The organism is Leeuwenhoekiella aequorea (assembly GCF_004104375.1).
Taxonomy (GTDB): Bacteria; Bacteroidota; Bacteroidia; order Flavobacteriales; family Flavobacteriaceae; genus Leeuwenhoekiella; species Leeuwenhoekiella aequorea.
The window spans coordinates 56979-79665 of sequence record NZ_QOVM01000007.1; the positions used below are offsets into that span (position 1 = coordinate 56979).

The 22687-nt window shown below is 37.0% G+C and carries 19 protein-coding genes; all 19 read right to left on the reverse strand.

Going from position 1 to position 22687, the window contains the following annotated elements; translation table 11 throughout:
* Positions 1-12 precede the first annotated feature (12 nt).
* The 19 genes from DSM00_RS13835 to DSM00_RS13925 all read right to left on the reverse strand — a co-directional run bounded on the left by DSM00_RS13835 (position 13) and on the right by DSM00_RS13925 (position 22473).
* Positions 13-1095 (reverse strand): efflux RND transporter periplasmic adaptor subunit, encoded by a 1083-nt coding sequence (locus DSM00_RS13835; protein WP_128758568.1) that lies wholly within the window; start codon positions 1093-1095, stop codon positions 13-15.
* A 153-nt stretch (positions 1096-1248) separates the two neighbouring features.
* Positions 1249-1614: a hypothetical protein gene (locus DSM00_RS13840; RefSeq protein WP_128758569.1), complete on the reverse strand. Its 366-nt coding sequence runs from the start codon at positions 1612-1614 to the stop codon at positions 1249-1251.
* Between the two features lie 305 nt (positions 1615-1919).
* Positions 1920-3218: an argininosuccinate lyase gene (gene argH, locus DSM00_RS13845; RefSeq protein WP_128758570.1), complete on the reverse strand. Its 1299-nt coding sequence runs from the start codon at positions 3216-3218 to the stop codon at positions 1920-1922.
* A gap of 129 nt (positions 3219-3347) precedes the next feature.
* A complete protein-coding gene (locus DSM00_RS13850; protein ID WP_128758571.1) occupies positions 3348-4412 on the reverse strand; it encodes a M20 family metallo-hydrolase in 1065 nt (354 codons plus the stop codon).
* Positions 4412-5188, reverse strand: a complete 777-nt coding sequence (gene argB, locus DSM00_RS13855) for an acetylglutamate kinase (protein ID WP_128758572.1) — start codon at positions 5186-5188, stop codon at positions 4412-4414. The genes DSM00_RS13850 and argB overlap by 1 nt, the downstream gene beginning before the upstream one ends.
* Positions 5189-5198: 10 nt before the next feature.
* Entirely contained in the window at positions 5199-6149 is a 951-nt protein-coding gene (locus tag DSM00_RS13860) for an N-acetylornithine carbamoyltransferase (RefSeq protein WP_128758573.1), read from the reverse strand.
* Between the two features lie 51 nt (positions 6150-6200).
* The gene (locus DSM00_RS13865) at positions 6201-7334 is read right to left on the reverse strand and encodes an aspartate aminotransferase family protein (RefSeq protein ID WP_128758574.1); all 1134 of its coding nucleotides are present in this window, start codon (positions 7332-7334) and stop codon (positions 6201-6203) included.
* The gene (gene proC, locus DSM00_RS13870) at positions 7334-8134 is read right to left on the reverse strand and encodes a pyrroline-5-carboxylate reductase (RefSeq protein ID WP_128758575.1); all 801 of its coding nucleotides are present in this window, start codon (positions 8132-8134) and stop codon (positions 7334-7336) included. Before proC ends, DSM00_RS13865 begins: the two co-directional genes overlap by 1 nt.
* A gap of 122 nt (positions 8135-8256) precedes the next feature.
* Entirely contained in the window at positions 8257-9234 is a 978-nt protein-coding gene (gene argC / locus DSM00_RS13875) for an N-acetyl-gamma-glutamyl-phosphate reductase (protein ID WP_128758576.1), read from the reverse strand.
* A complete protein-coding gene (gene argG, locus DSM00_RS13880; RefSeq protein ID WP_128758577.1) occupies positions 9231-10418 on the reverse strand; it encodes an argininosuccinate synthase in 1188 nt (395 codons plus the stop codon). The genes argC and argG overlap by 4 nt, the downstream gene beginning before the upstream one ends.
* 41 nt (positions 10419-10459) lie before the next feature.
* Entirely contained in the window at positions 10460-11104 is a 645-nt protein-coding gene (locus tag DSM00_RS13885) for a GNAT family N-acetyltransferase (RefSeq protein ID WP_128758578.1), read from the reverse strand.
* 376 nt (positions 11105-11480) lie between these two features.
* On the reverse strand, positions 11481-13076 hold the full coding sequence (locus DSM00_RS13890; RefSeq protein ID WP_128758579.1) for an NADP-dependent glyceraldehyde-3-phosphate dehydrogenase: 1596 nt from the start codon (positions 13074-13076) through the stop codon (positions 11481-11483).
* Positions 13077-13121: 45 nt separating this feature from the next.
* A complete protein-coding gene (ilvA, locus tag DSM00_RS13895; RefSeq protein ID WP_128758580.1) occupies positions 13122-14387 on the reverse strand; it encodes a threonine ammonia-lyase IlvA in 1266 nt (421 codons plus the stop codon).
* An 80-nt stretch (positions 14388-14467) separates the two neighbouring features.
* A complete protein-coding gene (gene ilvC, locus DSM00_RS13900) occupies positions 14468-15967 on the reverse strand; it encodes a ketol-acid reductoisomerase (RefSeq protein WP_128758581.1) in 1500 nt (499 codons plus the stop codon).
* A gap of 33 nt (positions 15968-16000) precedes the next feature.
* Positions 16001-16528: an acetolactate synthase small subunit gene (gene ilvN / locus DSM00_RS13905; RefSeq protein ID WP_128758582.1), complete on the reverse strand. Its 528-nt coding sequence runs from the start codon at positions 16526-16528 to the stop codon at positions 16001-16003.
* Between the two features lies 1 nt (position 16529).
* A complete protein-coding gene (gene ilvB, locus DSM00_RS13910; protein ID WP_128758583.1) occupies positions 16530-18263 on the reverse strand; it encodes a biosynthetic-type acetolactate synthase large subunit in 1734 nt (577 codons plus the stop codon).
* Positions 18264-18273: 10 nt separating this feature from the next.
* Entirely contained in the window at positions 18274-19950 is a 1677-nt protein-coding gene (ilvD, locus tag DSM00_RS13915) for a dihydroxy-acid dehydratase (RefSeq protein WP_128758584.1), read from the reverse strand.
* Between the two features lie 619 nt (positions 19951-20569).
* Positions 20570-21043, reverse strand: coding sequence for a GNAT family N-acetyltransferase (locus tag DSM00_RS13920; RefSeq protein WP_128758585.1), 474 nt, complete (start codon positions 21041-21043; stop codon positions 20570-20572).
* 71 nt (positions 21044-21114) lie between these two features.
* A complete protein-coding gene (locus DSM00_RS13925; RefSeq protein ID WP_128758586.1) occupies positions 21115-22473 on the reverse strand; it encodes an NAD-dependent succinate-semialdehyde dehydrogenase in 1359 nt (452 codons plus the stop codon).
* Between the last annotated feature and the right edge of the window lie 214 nt (positions 22474-22687).

The window sequence follows — 22687 nt, forward strand, 5'->3', positions numbered from 1 at the left end:
TTTTAGATTCGATTACTCAGCGTACAAATCAAGATTAGAAATCACCGATTCAGCATCTTTAACTTCGTATTCAATTTTATCATTTTCACGAACTAAGCGTAAACCCTCGAGCAGAATAAGGTCATTTACAGACAAGCCTTCAGAGACTACATAAATATGAGGGAGCTCATTAATTATTGTAATCTCGCGCGATTTTACCTTGTGATCTTTATCAACGACATAAACGTACTTTTTATCAAGCACTTCAAAAGTGGCTTTTTGTGGAATTAATAGAGCATCTGTAATAGGTATGGTAACATGTACATTGCCTGTCTCCCCGTGTCTTAGTAAACCTTCAGGATTAGGAAAACTGGCTCTAAATGGAATGTTACCGGTTTCGTTATTAAAATCTGCTTCAATTGTTTCTACAACTCCAGGATGCTTAAAGTATTTATTGTTTGCCATTAGAAGATTTACCTGTGGCTTTTCAGTTTTTGTGATATTCTCTTGATAATCTAGATATTCAGCCTCGGGTACATTATAATAAACCCACATCGTACTATTATCAGATAGATTAGTTAGGAGTTCGCCTTCATCCACGAGACTACCTAATCTTACGTGAAAGCGGTCAACAATACCATCAAAGGGTGCTCGTATTTGAGTAAATCCCAAATGCACATTAGCGAGAGATAGCTCGGCATTTGCTTTATCCATTTTAGCCTTTGCCATAGCTAATTCATTTTTAGAAACTACATCACTATCTGCTAACAGTTTCGTGTTTTCATATTCAATTTTAGCTACTTCAGCCTCAGCTTTAGATTTTTGTACTTCGGCTTCATAAATTCGAGGAAGTATTTGAAAAAGCAACTGACCTTCTTTTACAAACGCTCCTTCGTCTACATATATCTTCTGAAGATATCCTCGCTCTTGAGCGCGAAGTTCTATATGCCGACTAGATTGTATTTGTGATACATAGTCTTTTGTTATAAGTGTATCTTTTTGGACAGGATTTGTGACTAAGAATTTTACTTCTTCTTCTTTTTCGTGGTGTTCTGATTTACAGCTTACGTGGAACAATAGTGCTCCAAAGCCTAACATCATGAGCATTCTTTTCATGGTGACTTTAATTACAAATAGTTAGATTAATGTGAATGCCTTTTCAGAATAGAAAAGACGTAGATATCCTGTAAAGTTTTTGAACAATTGTTTTGAATACTTTAAACAGAATAAGCGTTTAGCCTACTGTGAGGAAGGCCAGAAGAGTTTTAATCACAGTCTAAAAACCTGAAAAAGCAGGTAAGACTTAACAGAAGAGCAAGCAGGAATGATTGCTTCTGCATCTAAATAATTGTATTTGTAAACGTAAAAATGCTTGATAACAGCGGCAGGAAGGCCAAAGAAGGGTATAGTGCTGCTAAGGTGTTTGTCTTTTGAAGCAGAATCACTTTCTTCAATCTCAAATTCAGCAATAGAGTACTGCGGAAAACTTTTGGGTGCGTTTTTGTCTATATGCTGAAGACCCTGATAGTCGATCTCAGCAATAGATATAGATTCTCCACCCGTATAAGCAGCTACACTCGATATATTTATAAAACCGGTAAAAAGAAGTATAACTAAAGAAAGAAGAATTCTCATATATCTTTTGAGTAAGACAAGGCAAATTTATAATAAGATACTATGAACTACAAAATTTGAAAAGCACTATTTACTGAAATTAAGAACTTAGACAAAAAAGCATTAAAAATAAAAAAAACGGGCAATACTAATAACAACCAGCACTTTAATTGACAGAATATTCAAAAATTCTATAATAAAAGCTTTTAATAAACAATCTAACTTCCATTAAATTCAAATAATCTGAAGTTTTTTTTTCTAAAGCATTGATAAATCAGTGCATTTTGAATCATTCGGAATTAAAAATACGTACTATTCAAACACCTTTAGCTTTTATCTAATGCCGTTGAAACTTTGCGCATCTTTTCGGTGATCTCAGCAAATCCGGGATTGTGTATACTTCCTAAATGGGTGTGCTTTCTACCAGAATCTGGTTTATAAGTTCCTGCTTGTACTTCTCCTCCAACTGTTTTATAGGCCTCTCTAAATGATTTGCCTTCCACAACCAGATTATTGATACTATCCACTGTAAAGATGTATTTGTATTTTTCTACGGTGAGATCGATGTCTTTAACTACGATCTGAGCAATGCTATAATCAAATATTTCAAGAATATCTTTTATGTTCTCTATCGCGTTTATGGTATTTTCTTTAAGCAATTGATAATCTCGGTGATAACCACTAGGCAAATTATTAGTAATTAAAATCATTTCTGTGCTTAGTGCCTGAATTTTATTACACTTACCGCGTATCAATTCAAAAACATCCGGGTTTTTTTTATGAGGCATAATACTACTGCCGGTCGTTAACTGCTCGGGAAAACTTATAAATCCAAAATTCTGACTCATATACAAACAAATGTCCATTGCAAACCGCGATAGCGTATTTGCCAGACTTCCCAGTGTAGATGCAAGAGTTCGTTCACTTTTGCCTCTAGACATTTGAGCCGCAACCACATTGTACTTTAAAGTTGCAAAGCCCATTTCTTTAGTAGTAAGGTTTCGATCTATAGGAAACGAACTTCCGTAACCTGCTGCAGATCCTAACGGATTTTGATCTACAATTTGTAAGGTAGCATTAAGCAGCGTGAGATCATCTATTAGCAATTCTGCATACGCAGAAAACCATAGTCCAAAGCTACTTGGCATCGCTACCTGTAAATGCGTGTACCCGGGAAGTAATTTATCCTGATGTTTTTCAGCAAGTTTCATTAACGTATCAAACAGAGAGACGGTACGTACCCGTATTTGCTGCAATTGATCTTTATAATATAAATGCAGAGCCACAAGAACCTGATCGTTCCGTGATCGCGCAGTATGTACTTTCTTACCGGTTTCCCCTAAAATAAGAGTAAGTTCTGCTTCTATCTTGCTATGAATATCCTCATACTCCGGTTCAATAAAAAAATCAGGGTTTTGGGTATGGGCTTCAAGAATTTCTAATTGAGGTAAAAGGCTATCAAGTTCTTGAGCACTTAGAATTCCTATTTTCTCAAGCATAATTACATGTGCTCGCGTTGCCTGCACATCATACTTAGCGATATGTGTATCAATCTCACGGTCATTACCTACCGTAAAATTCATAATCTTATCGTCTATTGTGGCTCCTTTATCCCAAAGTTTCATAGTTACTTTTTTTAGTTTTGAGAAGATAAAATCGACCCTAACTTACCCCAAGAGGGATTATTTTTATTGAAATTGTAATCGTATCAAGTAGTACAACGTTTGAAATTTTCTCGTATTGACTACTCAATATTATAAAATGCTTTCCAGCAAATCTATATAAATCTGTATTCCCTCTTCGATTTCTTTAACGTAAATATACTCATCTGCACTGTGTGAACGGGTACTATCACCCGGACCCAACTTTAATGATGGGCAGCTTAAAACCGCCTGATCGCTCAAAGTTGGTGAACCATAAGTGCTTCGACCTAGAGCAATGCCCGCTTTTACTAGTTCGTGCTCTTTAGGAATAGAAGACGAATTTAATCGTAAACTTCGTGGTTTTATAGAATCGCAAGGTGCTTGTGCTTGTAATAGATCTGCAATTTCCTTATTACTATATTGATCATTAACACGTACATCAACTACCAGATCAATGTCTGCAGGTACTGCGTTATGCTGTTTACCACCTTTTATTTGAGTGACTGTCATTTTAACTTCTCCCAAAGCCTCAGAGACTTTTTCAAACTTAAAATCCTTAAACCATTGCAATACCGGTATACAATTGTAGATCGCATTGTTGTCATTAGGATGTGCCGCGTGTGAAGGAGTACCCAAAACCTGAGCATCAAAGACCACAAGTCCCTTTTCTGCAATGGCAAGATTCATCAACGTAGGCTCACCTACAATAGCTACATCAATATGAGGGATAACTTTAAGCATACTATTTAACCCATTTGGACCGCTACTCTCTTCCTCACCACTCGCTACCAGAACTAAATTATATTTAGGATTTTCATAGGCATAGAAATACGTAAAAGTTGCAATTAATGAAACCAGACAACCACCAGCATCATTGCTACCCAAGCCGTATAATTTGCCATCTTCAATATCTGGAGAATATGGATCGCGCGTGTAGCCGTTATTTGGCTGAACAGTATCATGGTGACTATTTAAAAGTAAGGTGGTTTTTCCTTCTTTAAAATTCTTATTAGTTGCCCAGATATTATTTGCCTGTCTTTGAAATGGAATATCATGTGTATTAAACCAATTTTCAATAAATGAAGCCGTACCCTCTTCTTCAGATGAAAAAGACTGTGTTTTAATTAGATTTTTTAATAATTCTAGTGCCTCTTGCGTAAGTTTCTCTATGTTCATTACAGTCGTAAGGTTGTAAAATTAGTATTGGTATTTTGTAGCATTTCAGGTTTGCCAAGTTGAACTTTATTTACACCGCCTTTTAATGCATAAAAGCAATTTTCTAACTTCGGAAGCAACCCATCTGCGATAATTTTGTCTTCTAATAATTCTGAATATTTAGAAGTATTTATCTCCCGTACAACAGAATCATCATTGGCAACATCAATCAATACCCCCGGCTTTTCAAAACAGTAGTTAAGCGTAACCTTGTAACTTTTAGAAAGCCCTATCGCCAGCTCACATGCGATTGTATCAGCATTTGTATTTAGCAATTGACCTTTACCATCGTGAGTTATTGCGCAAAATGCCGGTGTAATACCTATATCAAGTAATTTATCTATAAGCTCACTATTAACGCCAACAACATCTCCTACAAAACCAAAATCGATATTTTTTACTGGTCTTTTTACCGAATAAATTGTATTTCCATCAGCTCCAGAAAAACCCAGTGCATTGCAATTTCTAGCCTGCAAACCCGCTACAATATGTTTATTTACCTTACCGCCGTAAACCATGGTGATTACCTCGACGGTCTCAGCATCTGTAATTCTGCGTCCATCAATCATTTTTACAGCTATACCTAAGCGTTCTGCAAGTTCGGTAGCTAATTTACCTCCTCCGTGAACCAATATTTTAGGTCCTTCAAGGTTTGCAAACAAATCTAAAAAATGCTGAAGATCTTCATCTTTTTCAATAATATTTCCACCTACTTTAACAATATGAAGATTTCTCATAAGAATAGCGTTAATTGAGGTTCTCTAAAATTGATTTGAGAATTACCTGAGCAGAATAGGTTCTATTATTTGCTTGTTCAATCACTACCGAATTCTTTCCATCTAAAACACTATCGGTAACGATTACATTTCTTCTTACCGGAAGACAATGCATAAACCTGGCTTCTCCTAACTTCTCATCAGTTATTGTCCAACTCGTGTGAGAATCTGTTGTGGCAAGCACTTTGCCATAATTCTCATAGTTACTCCAGTTCTTCACGTAGACGAAGTCTGCATCCTTTAATGCTGCATCCTGATCATATTCTACTACCGAATCTTTTACAACAGCCTTATCCAGTTCGTAGCCTTTGGGATGTGTGATCGTGAAATCGACATCCATTTTCTGCATCATTCCTATAAATGAATTTGCTACGGCGTGAGGTAAAGCTTTAGGATGTGGCGCCCAACTTAAAACCACTTTGGGCTTTTTCTTTTTTGCCAATTCTGTAATGGTAATGGCATCTGCAAGTGCTTGCAAAGGATGAGCTGTTGCACTTTCCATATTAACAATAGGAACACTCGCATACTTAACAAAACTAGAAATTACATATTCAGATTCATCTTTAGCTTTATCCGTTAGAGTAGGAAAAGCGCGTACAGCAATAATATCTGCATATTGAGAAATCACTTGAGCAGCCTCTTTAATATGCTCTGACGTATCTGCATCCATAACAGTACCATCTTCAAATTCTAATTTCCAGGCATCACTATTAAAGTTCATAACCGTGACATCCATTCCCAGATTGCTTGCAGCTTTTTCTGTACTTAACCGGGTGCGTAAGCTAGAGTTAAAAAATAGCATTACAAGGCGCTTGCGCTTACCCAGTTGCTCATAAGCGTATGGATTATTTTTAAGTTCGCGCGCTTGCGCGATTAGTTCTTGTAGATCTGTAATGTCGTCTAAACCAGTGTATTTTTTCATTAGTGATTCCTGTCAAAAGATAAGTAGCAGCCGAAATCTCTGCTTAGTTGATTATATTTTTTCTAGTTCTATTTTAAGTGCATCAAAAAACTGATCAATATGCACATTTTGCACTGTTAATGGCGGAAGTATGCGTATAAGATTCTTATTCTTTGCGCTTCCTGTAAAAATATGTTGGTCGTAAATAAGTTGTTTTCTCAATGCTGAAGTATCAAAATCAAATTCAATTCCTAACATCAATCCACGTCCTTTTACACCTTTGATTTGAGGAAAATCTAATGCCCTGGCATTAAAATGATCTGAAACCCGAAGGGCATGTTCCAGAAGGTTCTCTTCTTCTAAAACTTCAAGAACTGTTAGTGCCGCAACACAAGCCAGGTGGTTTCCTCCAAAGGTTGTTCCCAACATCCCAAATTCTGCATCTATTGAAGGATGAATTAAAATGCCTCCAACTGGGAAACCATTACCCATACCTTTTGCCATCGAGATTAACTCTGGCTGTACATCGTACTCTTGGAATGCAAAAAATCTTCCTGTACGCCCAAAGCCAGCTTGAACCTCATCGGCGATAAGCATTGTTCCGGTTTGCTTGCACAATTTATCAATCCCTTCGTAAAATTCTTTTGTGCTTATATCTAAACCTCCTACTCCCTGAATAAACTCTACAATTACTGCACAAACATCACCTTTAGCAAGTACACCTGCTAACGCATCAAGATCACCTAGTGGTAAAAACTCAACCTCCTGTTGTGCATTTATTGGAGCAACAATCTTAGGATTATCTGTAGCTGCAACTGCGGCAGATGTGCGCCCGTGAAAGCTATTGTTAAAGGCAACAACCTTTTTTCTTCCTGTAACAAAAGAGGCTACTTTAAGTGCATTCTCATTAGCTTCTGCTCCGCTACTACACATAAATAGCTGATAATCTGGACATCCAGATTGAACCGGTAAACGTTCTCCAAGTGCTTCTTGCAATGGATTGTGCACTGCATTGCTATAAAACCCAATATCTCCTAATTGCTTTGTTAAATTCTCCACATATTTAGGATGCGAGTGACCTATAGAAATCACAGCGTGACCTCCATATAAATCCAGATACTTAGTAGGTTTTGAATCATAAACCCAAACATCCTGAGCTTTTATCGGGGTTACGTCATACAACGGGTAAACATCAAATAGACTCATTATTTCTGATCAGATTTTATAATATTAATTTTATTAAAAGAAGCTACCATCCCTTGAATTAGAGAAGAACTCAAGCCTTTATGTTCCATTTCATTTAAACCTTCAATCGTACAACCCTTAGGTGTTGTAACACGATCAATTTCTTCTTCGGGATGATTTCCCGAATCTATAAGCAATTTTGATGCTCCATTACACGTATGCATAGCCAATTCTTGTGCTTCCTTTGCGTCAAATCCCAGTTGTATAGCAGCCTGAGTAGTCGCACGAATCAGTCGCATCCAAAAGGCAATACCGCTTGCGCAAACTACAGTAGCTGCCTGCATTTGAGTTTCAGGAATAATCAAACTATTTCCCAAACGATTAAAAATAGCCTCTGCAATTTTTATACGCTTCATTCCTTTTTCATTACTGGCAAGACAGGTCATCGATGCGCCCACTGCAATTGCTGTGTTAGGCATTGCACGCACAATATATTGATCTGTACCTACAATTGCTTCAATTTGAGAAATTTGATATCCTGTAATGGTGGATATAAGAACATGTTTATCTGTAAGATGATCTTTTATGTCATTTAAAATAGCACTTAGTTGCGCTGGTTGAACTGCAAATATTAAAATATCAGACTTCTGTACTGCCTCTACGTTATCTGAAGTAACATACACATTTTTATACTCTGCATAAGATGCTATTGCCTCGGGATTACGACGAGTCATAAATAATGAGGTAATTGCATTATTTGTTATCAGCCCCTTGGCTATTGAAAGGCCTAGATTACCAGTTCCTATAATTGCTATTTTCATATACTGTCCTTTATGTAAATTTCGCGAAGGCGAAAGCAACCCCTTTTATAGTGTCATTATTGCTTAAATAATTCTTTTTTATAACTTCCGATTGTGCTCTTCAACTAATCTTATAGAAATTATTAAAAATAGCTGCCCTTAAGGTTAAGCCCTTCAACCTGCGGAAGCCCAAAGATAAGATTCATATTTTCTACTGCTTGACCAGATGCTCCTTTTAAAAGATTATCTATACAACTTGTAATTAACAATTGACTTCCTTGTTGGTGTAAATGAATCAGGCATTTATTAGTATTTACTACCTGTTTCATATGTATTTCTGCATCTGAGACAAACGTAAACGGAGCATCGGCGTAATAGTCTTTATACAAATTTTTTATCTCATCAAATACGCCATCAAACTTGGTATATGCAGTTGCAAAAATTCCTCTGGAAAAATTTCCACGATTAGGCAGAAAAAATAATTCTTTATCAAAACCAGATTGAAGTTGAGCTACAGTCTGATTAATTTCACCCATATGTTGATGTGTGAATGGTTTGTAATATGAAAAGTTGTTATCTCTCCACGTATAATGAGTAGTCGCAGAAAGTGAAGTACCCGCACCAGTTGCACCTGTAACAGCATTTATATGGATGTCATTTGATATTTTTCGTGCATCAGCTAAGGGCAATATCGCTAACTGAATCGCTGTAGCAAAACAGCCGGGATTTGCAATAGATCCGGCTTGCTTTATAGCATCTCTATTAAGTTCTGTCAAACCATATACAAACTCTCTACCTTCAAAATCTGCATCTGCTTTTAATCGAAAATCATTACTTAAATCAATAATAACAGTAGATTCAGTAAAGTTATGTTCCTTTAAGAATGCTTTGGAATTTCCGTGACCTAAACATAAAAAAACTACATCTACAGAAAAATCAATTGTGTCTGCAAAACGTAACGATGTGCTTCCTATCAAATCCTGATGCACATCACTAAGCAAGTTTCCGGCATTAGAGGTGCTGTAAACAAAACTCAATTCTACAAAGGAGTGGTTTAATAAAATACGCAACAGTTCTCCTGCTGTATATCCTGCGCCACCTACTATACCTGCTTTAATCATGAGTTTCCGTTTACGTGATTGTAAATTTTATTTTGGTTTCCGGTGATTTTTATAAATCCTTTTGCATCGTCGGCTGTCCATCCCTTATTCATCTCGCCATATGCCCCAAAAGATGCATTCATCAAATCGTGATCAGATTTTATACCTTCCAAAGTAAATCGATAGGGATGTAATGTTACATACACATCACCTGATACATTTTTCTGACTATCTTCTAAGAAGGCTTCCATATTACGCATAGCCGGATCTAAATATTGACCTTCATGTAAATGCATTCCATAAAAATTAGCTAGATAATCTTTATGCTGCATTTGCCATTTTGTAAGCGTATGCTTTTCTAATAAATGATGCGCTTTAATTATTATCACTGGTGCGGCCGCTTCAAAACCTACGCGACCCTTTATCCCTATAATGGTATCTCCTACATGAATATCCCGACCTATACCAAAAGGTGCCGCTAATTTTTGCAGGGTTTCAATATTCTCTACGGCACCGGCAGTCTTGCCATTTACCGCTGTTAATTCGCCTTTTATAAATGTTAAAGTAACTTGTTCTGACTCGGTTTTTTCTACTTGTGAAGGAAAAGCAGATTCTGGCAATCCTTGATGAGAAGTTAAGGTCTCACTACCTCCTACACTTGTTCCCCATAGCCCACGGTTTACAGAATATTTTGCTTTCTCCCAAGCCATCTCCACACCGTGACTTTTTAAATAATCGATTTCCGCCTGTCTTGAGAGTTGTAAATCTCTAATAGGAGTAATGATTTCAATTTCTGGAGCAAGTGTTTGAAAAATCATATCAAAACGAACTTGGTCATTGCCAGCGCCCGTACTTCCGTGAGCAACATATTGTGCATCTATCGATTTTGCATAGTTTATAATCTCAACAGCCTGAATAATACGTTCTGCACTTACTGAAAGAGGGTAAGTATTATTTTTTAATACGTTACCATAAATTAAATTCTTGACAACCTTATCATAAAAGCGATCTACAGCTTGAATATTTTTATAGGTTTTAGCTCCTATTTTTAAAGCTTTAGACTCTATTTCGTCAATTTCTTCCTGACTAAAACCCCCTGTATTAATACTTACAGCATGTACTTCAAATCCTTTTTCTTCAGATAGATACTTAGCGCAATAACTTGTGTCAAGACCGCCACTATAGGCGAGAACTAATTTTTTCATTCTAATATGGTTTATTCTAGACTCTACAGAGTCTAAACAATTTAATCTTGTTTCTTTTTATCTTTTTTCAAGAACAAATGTTCTTTAATACTTTTTAACCGTGTAAAAGCTTTTGGATTCATTTGCTTAACGTCTTCAGGTATAAGCATTTTTTTCTGCTCTTCTTTTGCAGGATCATATAACATTCCCGTACACAAACACATTTTTTGCTCGGTACGCTGTAAAATATCATAATTACGACAGGTTTGGCAGCCTTTCCAGAACGTAGGATCATCAGTAAGTTCTGAAAAGGTTACGGGACGATATCCCAAATCTGAATTAATTTTCATAACGGCAAGACCCGTAGTGATACCAAAAACTTTTGCATCTGGATATTTATGGCGAGAGTGTTTAAAAATGGCCTCTTTAATTTGCCGTGCAAGACCACTGCCTCTATAGTCAGGGTGTACAATAAGACCACTATTTGCGACAAATTTGCCATGTCCCCAAGCCTCGATGTAACAGAAACCAGCAAATTTATCACCATCAAGTGCTATAACAGAATTTCCGTTTTCCATTTTGGTGATTACGTACTCTGGTGTGCGTTTTGCAATACCTGTACCACGTACCTTAGCCGATTCTGCGATCGTATCGCATATATATTGTGCATATCCCGCATGGGATTTATTTGCAATAGTAATTTCCATATTCTTTTGAATTGGAAGTTAGAAAAAAAGTGAAATTGATATTGAAGACGGAACCGGACTCACCTAAGTTCCCAAGAAAACTGCACCCACTAGGGGCGGCGACGCTCATGACGGCGTACAGGAATACATACCAAAGAAGTATGGGTCTCAACTGGATACAATGACAAAACAGCAGCCTTGATAGCGTGCTTCAGTACATTTATATGTAAGTTTATTCCTTTCATTTATTCTGCTAAAGTACAAAGTAGATTTAAATGACAGTCCAATAATGCCTGAAAATGTCAAATAAATCTACTTTTTTATGATTTCTTCAAGTTTCAGTTCGATAATAATTTTTCACTGCTATATTTCTAACAAAATAAGCTTTTGATAATTATTATAACAAGTAATCTGTACTTACGAAGTTAGATTTCTTAGTATCTAATAACTCATTTAAGATTGCATTATTATATTCATTGTCTTTAGAAGCCACAAATGTGCGTATCGAAAAAGAACGCAAAGCATCGTGAACACTCAAAGTTCCTACTGCAGAATCTTTTCTGCCTGTAAATGGATATACATCTGGACCACGTTGACACGAACTATTTAGATTTACACGACAAACTAAGTTTACCAAAGTATCTATAAGCGGCGCTAACGCCTTAACATCTTTTCCAAAGAGACTTACTTGCTGGCCATAGTTTGACTCTGCCATATCATCTAGTGGCTCATCTATATGTTTAAAAGTAAGTATAGGAACTACAGGACCAAACTGCTCCTCTTGATATACCAGCATATCTTTTGTTACTGGAAACAATACAGCAGGCCATATAAAATTTTCAAAATGAGTACCTCCTTTGGCATTAAGAACTTGCGCTCCTTTTGCCGTAGCATCATCTATAAGCCCTTGAATATATGCAGGTTTTGAAGGTTCTGGCAAGGGTGTAAGTTTTACGCCATCTTCCCAGGGCAGTCCAAACTTCAACGCATCAACTGCTTCTGAATACTTACGGTTAAATGTCTCTGCAATATTCTCGTGTACATAAATCACCTTTAGAGCTGTACATCGCTGACCATTAAATGAAAGTGTACCTGCAATACATTCTGCAACAGCAAGATCAAGATCTGCATCAGGTAAAATTATCGCAGGATTTTTTGCTTCAAGGCCAAGTACCAATCGTAGACGATTTTGTTTAGGATGTAATTTTTGTAATGCGTTTGCAGACGAACTGTGCCCTATTAAAGCCAAAACATCTATTTTTCCCGTTTGCATTGCAGGAGAAGCAATCGCTCTACCTCTACCAAATACTACGTTAACCACACCCGGAGGAAAACTTTCTTGAAATGCTTCTAGTAATGGTGCAATTAATAAAACCCCGTGTTTAGCAGGTTTAAAAACAGCTGTATTCCCCATAATTAGAGCAGGAATAAGCAAGCAAAAAGTTTCGTTAAGCGGATAATTATAAGGTCCCAAACACAGCACTACACCTAATGGTCCTCTACGAATATGTGCATGTATCCCGTCTTGCTTATAAAATTTAGCACTATCACGATCCATATCCTTATAATCTGCAATAGTATCATTGATATACTCAACGGTACGATCAAACTCTTTTTGGGAATCTGGAAAATTTTTCCCTATTTCCCACATCAATAGCGTTACAATAAGCTCCCGCTTAGTTTTCATTTTTTCAACAAAAGTCTGCATACATTTAATGCGATCTGCAACCTTCATCGTTGGCCATAAACCTTGACCTCTATCATAAGCTTTATGAGCGGCATCTACAGCTAATAGTGCTTCCTCTTTACCAAGACTGGGAGTTGAGCCTAATCTTGTGGGTCGACGCTCACCATCAACCTCTGTATGAATGCTTGAATAAACCTCTGCAGTTTCTCCTTCCCATGTTAAAAGCTTACCATCTATGAGATAGGTTCTTTGCTCTATTAGCTCAACTTTAAATTGCTCTGGTATTTCGGTTGTAAGTGGTTTCATGTGGATAGGTTTTGTAGTTGCTTCTTGATCGAAAAAAGAAATAGCTTATATCAAAAATTCAAATAAATCGGGTTTATCATTTAAATACTCGCCGAAAAATTTACGGCTTTTCATACGTGCAATTAAGGGTTCTAAACTTGCCGAATCTTGTATCTCAATTCCTACTACGGCTGGACCATCTTCCCGCGATGTCTTCTTTTTGTATTCAAAAAATGTAATATCATCATTGGGTCCTAATATCTCATTTAAAAATTCGCGTAACGCTCCGGCACGCTGCGGAAAACGTATAATGAAATAATGTTTTAAACCTTGATATAACAGTGCACGTTCTTTAATTTCTGCTGTTCGCGTTATGTCATTATTACTTCCGCTTACGATACAAACAATATTTTTTCCCTTAATCTCATCAGCAAATTGATCTAGAACTGATAAGGTAAGTGCTCCTGCAGGCTCTACTACAATAGCGTCTTTATTATAAAGATCTAATATGGTCTGGCATACTTTACCTTCCGGAACAGTTACCATTTTATGTAAGTACTCCTTGCATATAGCAAAATTGCGATCGCCTACCCGTTGCACCGCAGCGCCATCTACAAATTTTTCTATTAATCTAAGTGTTGTGTTTTCCTTATTAAATATAGAAGTACTCATTGATGGAGCACCTTCAGGCTCTACACCTATTACTTTGGTTTTAGGAGATAGTAAATGAAATATGGTACTCAATCCTGAAGCAAGACCACCTCCACCTACGGGTACAAAAACATAATCAATCTCTTCCTCAGCTTGTTCAATTATTTCTAATCCCACAGTCGCCTGACCTTCTATGATTTTTTCATCGTCAAAAGGATGAACAAATATTTTACCCAGCGCATCACATTCAGTTTTTGCAGCTTTATAAGCATCATCAAAGGTATCTCCTGTTAGAACTATTGTCACATAGTCTTCTCCAAACATTTTTACCTGCTCAGTTTTCTGACCCGGTGTGGGAGCAGGCATAAAAATGGTGCCTTTTATTTTTAATTTTGCACAGGCAAATGCAACACCTTGTGCGTGATTACCAGCACTGGCACAGACAATTCCCTTATCCCGATCATTTTGCGATAACGAACTTATTTTATTGAAGGCTCCTCTAATTTTATAGGACCGCACCTGTTGCAAATCTTCCCGTTTAAGAAGAATTTTTGCCTCAAATTTACGTGAGTAATTAAGACTAGGCAGTAATGGAGTTAAAGCTGCAACACCCTTCAAGGTTGCTGCAGCCTTTTTTACATTTTCTAATTCTGGGAAATATGAGATTTTTAAGTCGCTCAAAATTGTAATTATTTTGATTGACTAAACTTGGTTATTCGGGTGTAACCAAGTTTAGTATATACAGTGATTTAAAAAGAATATTAAGCGGTAACCGGCTCTGCCGACGCTACTGTCTTAACTTCTTTCATGGCAGTCATAGATTCTCTTAACCACGCTCCTACTTCTTCAACTTCGTGACCTCGTATAGCGTCGTTCACTGCAATAAGTGTTTTATTATCTACACCATTATCTTTTGCGAAAGCTTTACCAATGATATTTGTATCTACAGAATTCATAAAATCTGTCAAAAGAGGCTTGCAAGCATGGTCAAATAAGTAGCAACCATATTCTGCAGTATCTGAGATAATACGATTCATCTCAAATAATTTTTTACGCGCAATAGTATTCGCAATTAGCGGAGTTTCGTGAAGCGATTCGTAATAAGCAGACTCTTCAATAATACCCGCTTCTGTCATCGTTTCAAAAGCTAACTCTACTCCGGCTTTAACCATTGCTACCATTAATACGCCGTGATCAAAATATTCTTGTTCAGAAATCTCAACGTCTCCGGCAGGTGTCTTTTCAAATGCAGTCTCTCCAGTTGCAGCACGCCATTTTAAAAGGTTTTCATCGTCATTTGCCCAATCTTCCATCATCGTTTTGGAGAAATGCCCTGAGATAATATCATCCATATGCTTGTGGAATAAAGGACGCGTAATCTCCTTAATTTCTTCAGCCAATTCAAATGCTTTAATTTTTGAAGGATTGTTTAATCGATCCATCATATTTGTTATACCACCATGCTTTAAAGCCTCGGTAATAGTTTCCCAACCATATTGAATCAACTTAGCTGCATAGCCTTTATCAATTCCTTTTTCAACCATTTTATCGAAACAAAGAATAGAGCCGGTTTGAAGCATACCACATAAGATAGTTTGCTCACCCATTAAATCACTTTTTACCTCAGCGACAAATGAAGATTCGAGCACACCTGCTCTATGACCACCCGTTGCAACTGCGTATGCTTTAGCTTGATCTTTTCCTTTTCCTTCAGGATCATTTTCAGGATGAACTGCTATCAAGGTAGGAACTCCAAAACCACGCTTATATTCTTCCCGCACTTCAGAACCAGGACATTTAGGAGCACACATAATAACGGTAAGGTCTTCCCGTATTTGCATTCCTTCTTCTACAATATTAAAACCGTGGCTATAAGCTAAAGTTGCTCCTTTTTTCATAAGAGGCATAATCGCCTTTACAACCGCAGTATGTTGCTTATCTGGTGTTAGGTTACATACAAGGTCTGCTGTGGGAATTAATTCTTCATAAGTCCCAACAGTAAAACCATTTTCTACAGCATTTTTATAAGATGCTCTTTTCTCTTTAATAGCACTTTCGCGCAACGTATATGAAATATCTAACCCACTGTCGCGCATGTTTAATCCTTGATTTAATCCCTGCGCTCCACATCCTACGATTACAACTTTCTTACCGCGTAATGCTTCTATACCATCTGCAAACTCATCAGACTCCATAAATCGGCATTTTGCCAGCTGAGCTAACTGATCTCTTAAGGATAGTGTATTAAAGTAATTTGACATTTTAATGTATTTTATTGATTATGATTAGTTGTTTTATTCTGCAAATTCGGCAAGCATCGAAGATATTTTCATCTCATCTTTTGTAACAGCTATACGACCAGAACGTACAAATTGCATTATCCCAAAAGCACTTAACTCTCGATATAATAATTCTATCTCAGATCTGCGGCCTGCTTTTTCAAGCACAAAAAACTCTTTATTTACGGTTACAATCTGAGCGTTACTTTCTTTTATAATATTCTGAATCTGACGTTCTTCAAATAGCAAATCAGATTTAATTTTAAAAAGACAGGTTTCTAAAAATATGGTTTGCTCATCGGTATGATAAAATGCCTTAATAACCTCAACTTGCTTTTCTAGCTGACCAATTATTTTCTTAATTCGCTCTTCAGTTATATTAATAACTATCACAAATCTTGATACGCCTTCGATCTCAGACATCGAAGTATTCAGGCTTTCTATATTAACTTTTCTACGTTGAAATATTGCCGAAATACGATTTAACAAACCGATATTATTTTCGGTATAAATAGAAACTGTAAATGTTTTTATCTCGCTCATACTATTCTAATCTTATATCTGAAACTGATGCTCCTGATGGTATCATTGGGAATACATTATCTTCTTTTTCTACGCGTACTTCTAAAAAGTAAGGTCCTTCTGATGCTAGCATGGTTTCAATCGCTCCGGCAAGATCCTCGCGTTTAGTCACTTTCTGAGCATCTATAAAATACCCCTTAGCAATTGCTACAAAATCTGGATTTACCATTTCTGTAGATGCATATCTGCGGTCAAAAAACAACTGCTGCCACTGGCGAACCATTCCGAGAAATTCATTATTGAGTACGACAATTTTCACAGGGACTTTGGTTTGAAATATGGTACCCAATTCCTGAATGGTCATTTGATATCCCCCATCACCTATTATAGCAACAACCGGACGGTTTGGTGCCCCCATTTGTGCACCTATAGCTGCCGGAAGAGCAAATCCCATAGTACCAAGTCCGCCAGAAGTAATATTACTTTTAGAAAGATTAAATTTTGCATAACGGCAAGCAATCATCTGGTGTTGACCAACATCGCTTACAATTACGGCATCACCCTTAGAAACCGTATTTATACCTTCAAGAACCTCACCCATCGTAAGACCTTCTTTTGTAGGGTGAATATCTTCGCTTATGATTTTATCATATTCGATCTGATACAAATCTTTAAAACGCTGATGCCAGTCTGTATGCTCTTTTTTATCTAATAAGGGCAAAAGTGCTGCTAAAGATTCTTTACTGTCACCTAAAACAGCCAGTTCTGCATTTACATTCTTATTAACCTCCGCAGGATCAATTTCAAAATGAATTACTTTAGCTTGTTTTGCATACGTATTCAAATCTCCGGTTACCCGGTCATCAAAGCGCATACCTATTGCGATTAATACGTCACACTCATTGGTTAACATATTAGGAGCATAATTACCGTGCATACCTACCATACCCACATTTAAAGGATGCTCTGTAGGAATTGCAGAAACTCCGAGGATCGTCCAAGCAGCAGGAATACCAGATTTTTCAACCACTGCTTTAAATTCTGCTTCGGCTTTGCCAAGGATTACACCCTGTCCCCAAACTATAAACGGTTTTTTAGCATCATTGATTAGTGCTGCCGCAGCTTCGACATCGGAAAGATTAAGCTTGGGAACTGGTTTATAGCTACGTATTGCAGTGCATTTTTTATACTTAAAATCAAGCTCAGCAAACTGTGCATCCTTTGTGATATCAATTAAAACAGGACCTGGTCTGCCACTACGGGCAATGTAAAATGCTTTTGCCAGTACTTCAGGAATTTCAGACGCTTTTGTTACCTGAAAATTCCATTTTGTAACCGGAGTAGAAATACCAATGATATCTGTTTCCTGAAAGGCATCACTCCCTAATAAATTTGAAGCTACTTGACCAGTAATGCACACCATAGGCGTTGAATCTATTTGTGCATCTGCAATACCTGTTATAAGATTTGTTGCTCCCGGTCCCGATGTAGCGATAGCCACACCCACTTTACCACTAACACGGGCATAACCCTGAGCAGCATGGGTAGCCCCTTGCTCGTGACGGGTAAGAATGTGGTTAATTTTATCTTGATATTTATACAACTCATCATAAACGGGCATAATCGCACCACCCGGATAGCCGTACAATGTATCTACTCCTTCAGCAAGAAGGCATCTTATGATTGCCTCTTTACCTGTAATTCGCTCTGTATCTTGCGAATCTGTAGCTTGTAATTTAATAGTTTGTGTTTCCATAAGCCTACTTCTACATTTCATCAGTCACACATCCTTCTGATGCAGACGATACTGTTTTTGCATATTTATAAAGCACTCCGCGCTCAAACTTTAGTTTTGGAGCAACCCATTTCTCTTTTCTCTCTGCCAATTCTTCTTCAGTAACATCTACTGAAATTGTATTGGCTTCTGCATTAATCGTAATAATATCACCATTCTCTATAAGTGCGATATTCCCCCCGGCTTGTGCCTCTGGAGTAATATGCCCCACTACAAATCCGTGTGTACCTCCAGAAAAACGACCATCAGTAATTAAGGCTACTTCTTTTCCTAAACCTGCACCCATTATGGCTGCTGTAGGCTTTAGCATTTCTGGCATTCCCGGTCCGCCTTGTGGTCCTTCATAACGAATAACAACCACATCGCCTTTTTTAACTTCTCCTTTTCCTATTCCTGCATTTGCAGCATATTCGCCATCAAATACGCGTGCAGTACCGCTAAAATGAAGACCTTCCTTCCCTGTTATTTTTGCCACACTACCTTCTGTAGCTATATTGCCATATAGAATACGTATGTGTCCCGTTTCTTTAATTGGATTTTCTTTAGGATGAATTACATCCTGCCCTTCAATAAGATCAGGAACTTCAGCTAGATTTTCGGCAAGTGTTTTACCCGTTACTGTTAGGCAATCTCCGTGAAGCATTCCTTCAGCAAGCATATATTTTAAAACTCCAGGAACGCCACCTACATTATGAAGATCTTCCATAAGGTATTTACCACTAGGTTTCAGATCTGCTAAAAATGGGGTAGTATCACTTATTCTTTGAAAATCTGCTAACTTAAATTCGAGTTGTGCAGCTTTCGCAATAGCCAAAAAGTGCAAGACTGCATTTGTAGATCCGCCAAGAACGGTTACTAAGCGCACCGCATTTTCTAACGATTTTGCCGTAACAATATCACTAGGTTTAATATCTTTTTCAATCAGGTTTTTTAAGGCTGCACCTAAACGTTTACACTCTTCTTCTTTGTTACTACTTACTGCAGGATTTGACGAATTATAAGGAAGTGACATCCCCAAGGCTTCTATCGCCGAAGCCATTGTATTTGCAGTATACATACCTCCACAAGCACCAGCACCCGGACAGGCTTTATTTATCACACTTTTAAATTCTGTCTCATTAATTGCTCCAGACATTTTAGAACCCCAGGCTTCAAATGCTGAAACCACATCTAACTTTTTACCATTATGGCATCCCGGGGCAATTGTACCTCCGTAAACTAATATAGAAGGTCTATCTAATCGCAATTGCGCCATTAAAGCACCCGGCATATTCTTATCACAACCTACCACGGTTACCAGCGCATCATAGCTCATGGCTTGCACTACAGTCTCCATCGAGTCTGCTATAATATCTCGAGATGGTAGCGAGAAACGCATTCCTGGAGTACCCATAGAAATACCATCACTCACTCCTATTGTATTAAAAATAAGACCTACCAGTTCATTTTTATCTACACCCTCTTTCACATAAGTGGCCAGATCATTAAGGTGCATATTACAAGGATTACCTTGATATCCTGTACTTGCAATACCTACCAGAGGTTTTTTAAAATCTTCGTCTGTAAGACCTATTGCGTGAAGCATTGCTTGCGCCGCTGGTTGTGTAGGGTCTTGAGTTACTGCTTTACTATATTTGTTTAATTCCATTTTTTTAAATCTATACCGAAATTAATTAATCCTGTTTTTAAGTCTATCATAACTAAAAAGCTTTGAATATATCAGATTAAGAATAAAATTATATATTTTACTGAATATCAATTTATTAACCTAAAAATACTACTACGCCCAACTCATAAAATCTATTTAAAATTCCTCCTATAATCTATTTACAGGTAGTTAATTTTCAAAAAAAAACCTCCTAATTAAGGAAGTTTAAATTTGCTTATGCGAGAGACTACTACTTTAAATAGGAACGGTTTCTTTTAGTTCTTAAACTGATTTTTTCTACATTCAAAATTATTTAATTTAAAAGCTATCAACTCCAAATCAGCCGTCAAATGCCATCTCTCAAAGTATTTTTAAACATCGTTCAAACAAGACCACATTCTGTAGAGACCTGTTAACAAATCATTAATGAATATATGTTTTTAATGCAATTTTGATTGATGCATTTGAGATAAATTCAGAAAAATTGCGTCAAGTAGATGCCATTCGGGCAATTTTGTAGTATAAAATAATAAAGAACAATTAAAAATGGTGAATACTTATCTGTGATGAATATAAGAGGGAATTAGCAATAATAACTGAATACTTAAGAAATAAAAACCTATTCTAGTATTTTACCATATTTAGTTAAATCTGGTGTAAAACCTAACGAAGAGTACAGTTTTCTGGCTTTTTTATTATCGTCAAAAACATTTAGAGTAAGTAAACTATAGCCGCAATCCTTAGTCCATTCTTCCGCTTTATTCATTAGCATTTTTCCGATTCCGCGACCTCTGGCTTCAGGAGAAACGATAATATCTGCTATATGACCATGAGGTTCTCTATGGTAATAATCGGTTCCTATTTCTAAGAAAATAAAGCCAAGTTGTAATTTAGTTTCTTCATCCTCAGCAATAAAAATAGCGTTATCCTTATTTCCATCTAGAATTTCAGCTTTTATAATACGCTGATCAATATCGAGCATCACATTAGGATCGCGCCAATGCGGTAATTCTGGATCCATTAAACTAGGGAGTAATTCTAAAATAAAATTGGTATCACGCTTTTCTACGCGTCTTATAGTTACTGAAGGCATTTTTGAATGGTTTAAATTCTGAAGTTACTAAATTCATTTTTTTTCAATTAGTTACCCGAACGAATTGAATATTAGAATTTGTTAAAATACACCGTTTTTTTGTTTACAAACTCTTGTATTCCGTCTGCCGAAAGTTCGCGGCCATAACCCGAAATCTTAGTACCTCCAAAAGGTAAACGTGGGTCACTTTTTACAAGATCATTTACAAAAACTGCCCCATCATCAAATCGAGGAACTAATCGTTTTGCACGATCGTAATCTTCTGTAAATAAGGAAACTCCCAACCCAAAGATAGATTGGTTAACAAGATCAACGGCTTCATCCTCGGTTTCAAATGTTGTAATACCTATAACAGGTCCAAATGTTTCTTCTTTAAATAGTGGCATCTCTGAGGTTACATTTCCCAAAACAGTAGGTTCAAAATAGGCTTTATTGCGATTTCCTCCTAAAAGGATTTTTCCGCCGGCATCTATTGTTTTATTCAATTGTTCTTCGAGTTCCTCAGCAAGATCTTCGCGTGCCATTACACCTATATAGGTATCTTCTTGTAATGGATCACCACTTTCTAACTTTTTTACAGCCTCTACAAATTTACTGGTAAAAGAATCGACAATATTTTTATGTACCAGCAAGCGTTTACCAGCAATACAACTCTGTCCTGTATTTTGATAGCGTGCTGTAACTGCCTTTTCTATGGTTTTTTCCATATTGCAATCTTCAAAAACTACAAGCGCATTACTACCACCTAATTCAAGCACGGACTTCTTAATTTGGCTACCAGCAGTAGCTGCTACGGCTTTACCGGCTGGTGTGCTTCCCGTAAGTGTTACTGCTTTTACCTTAGGATTTTTTATTACATCCTCAATTTTTGAACTACTTAAAGGAAGATGTGTAAAGCAATATTCTGGAAAACCGGCACGCTCAAAAACCTTTTGTATATTGTCTGCACTGCGCATAACGTTACTCGCGTGTTTTAATATACCTATGTTACCAGCCATTAAAGCCGGTGCTGCAAAACGAAATACCTGCCAAAACGGATAATTCCATGGCATAACCGCCAGAACAACACCTATGGGTTCATAACTTACATAGCTTTCTTCTGCATCGGTTTCTATCATTTTTGGAGCCAAATGATGCGCAGCCTGATCGGCATAATAATCACAAACCCAAGCACATTTTTCAATTTCAGCAATGGCTTGAGAAATAGGTTTTCCCATCTCGAGTGTTATAGTGCGGGCGTACTCCTCTTTATTTTTGCGCAACTCTTCCCCGGCAGCTTTCATCAATTTACTGCGTTCTGCAAAAGACGTAGTTCTCCAGGATAAAAAACGATTGTGCGCTTGATCTATAGCACTTATAGTTTCTTCAATGGTTAATTCTTGAGTTTCGAATTCAACCTTTTGATTGTAAGGATTTACAGACTTGATCATAATATATTTGCACTAATTTTCTTTAAAGTTAGCAAGGGTGCGGTAATGCCGAGGTTGTATTAAGAGCACTTTAACTATGAAAATCGGTGTTTTACTGCGAGTATATTAAATAGATCATTTTCAAATCTTTTATTCTTAATAAAATAAGTGAACCTGTTTATAAGTCGTTTACAACTCTTTTGGCTTCATTCTTGAAGCCAATTTTTAATAATTA

What these genes read in the sequence shown, in the direction of transcription:
- DSM00_RS13835 (WP_128758568.1), bottom strand. Translation starts at nt 1,095, where the DNA reads ATGAAAAGAATGCTCATGATGTTAGGCTTTGGAGCACTATTGTTCCAC.
- DSM00_RS13885 (WP_128758578.1), bottom strand. Translation starts at nt 11,104, where the DNA reads ATGGAAATTACTATTGCAAATAAATCCCATGCGGGATATGCACAATAT.
- proC (WP_128758575.1), bottom strand. Translation starts at nt 8,134, where the DNA reads ATGAAAATAGCAATTATAGGAACTGGTAATCTAGGCCTTTCAATAGCC.
- ilvD (WP_128758584.1), bottom strand. Translation starts at nt 19,950, where the DNA reads ATGGAATTAAACAAATATAGTAAAGCAGTAACTCAAGACCCTACACAA.
- DSM00_RS13850 (WP_128758571.1), bottom strand. Translation starts at nt 4,412, where the DNA reads ATGAACATAGAGAAACTTACGCAAGAGGCACTAGAATTATTAAAAAAT.
- ilvN (WP_128758582.1), bottom strand. Translation starts at nt 16,528, where the DNA reads ATGAGCGAGATAAAAACATTTACAGTTTCTATTTATACCGAAAATAAT.
- DSM00_RS13840 (WP_128758569.1), bottom strand. Translation starts at nt 1,614, where the DNA reads ATGAGAATTCTTCTTTCTTTAGTTATACTTCTTTTTACCGGTTTTATA.
- DSM00_RS13925 (WP_128758586.1), bottom strand. Translation starts at nt 22,473, where the DNA reads ATGATCAAGTCTGTAAATCCTTACAATCAAAAGGTTGAATTCGAAACT.
- argG (WP_128758577.1), bottom strand. Translation starts at nt 10,418, where the DNA reads ATGAAAAAATTAGTTCTCGCCTATAGTGGCGGTCTTGACACAAGTTAT.
- argB (WP_128758572.1), bottom strand. Translation starts at nt 5,188, where the DNA reads ATGAGAAATCTTCATATTGTTAAAGTAGGTGGAAATATTATTGAAAAA.
- DSM00_RS13860 (WP_128758573.1), bottom strand. Translation starts at nt 6,149, where the DNA reads ATGAAAAAATACACTGGTTTAGACGACATTACAGATCTACAAGAACTA.
- DSM00_RS13890 (WP_128758579.1), bottom strand. Translation starts at nt 13,076, where the DNA reads ATGAAACCACTTACAACCGAAATACCAGAGCAATTTAAAGTTGAGCTA.
- DSM00_RS13865 (WP_128758574.1), bottom strand. Translation starts at nt 7,334, where the DNA reads ATGAGTCTATTTGATGTTTACCCGTTGTATGACGTAACCCCGATAAAA.
- ilvC (WP_128758581.1), bottom strand. Translation starts at nt 15,967, where the DNA reads ATGTCAAATTACTTTAATACACTATCCTTAAGAGATCAGTTAGCTCAG.
- argH (WP_128758570.1), bottom strand. Translation starts at nt 3,218, where the DNA reads ATGAAACTTTGGGATAAAGGAGCCACAATAGACGATAAGATTATGAAT.
- DSM00_RS13920 (WP_128758585.1), bottom strand. Translation starts at nt 21,043, where the DNA reads ATGCCTTCAGTAACTATAAGACGCGTAGAAAAGCGTGATACCAATTTT.
- ilvB (WP_128758583.1), bottom strand. Translation starts at nt 18,263, where the DNA reads ATGGAAACACAAACTATTAAATTACAAGCTACAGATTCGCAAGATACA.
- argC (WP_128758576.1), bottom strand. Translation starts at nt 9,234, where the DNA reads ATGATTAAAGCAGGTATAGTAGGTGGCGCAGGATATACAGCAGGAGAA.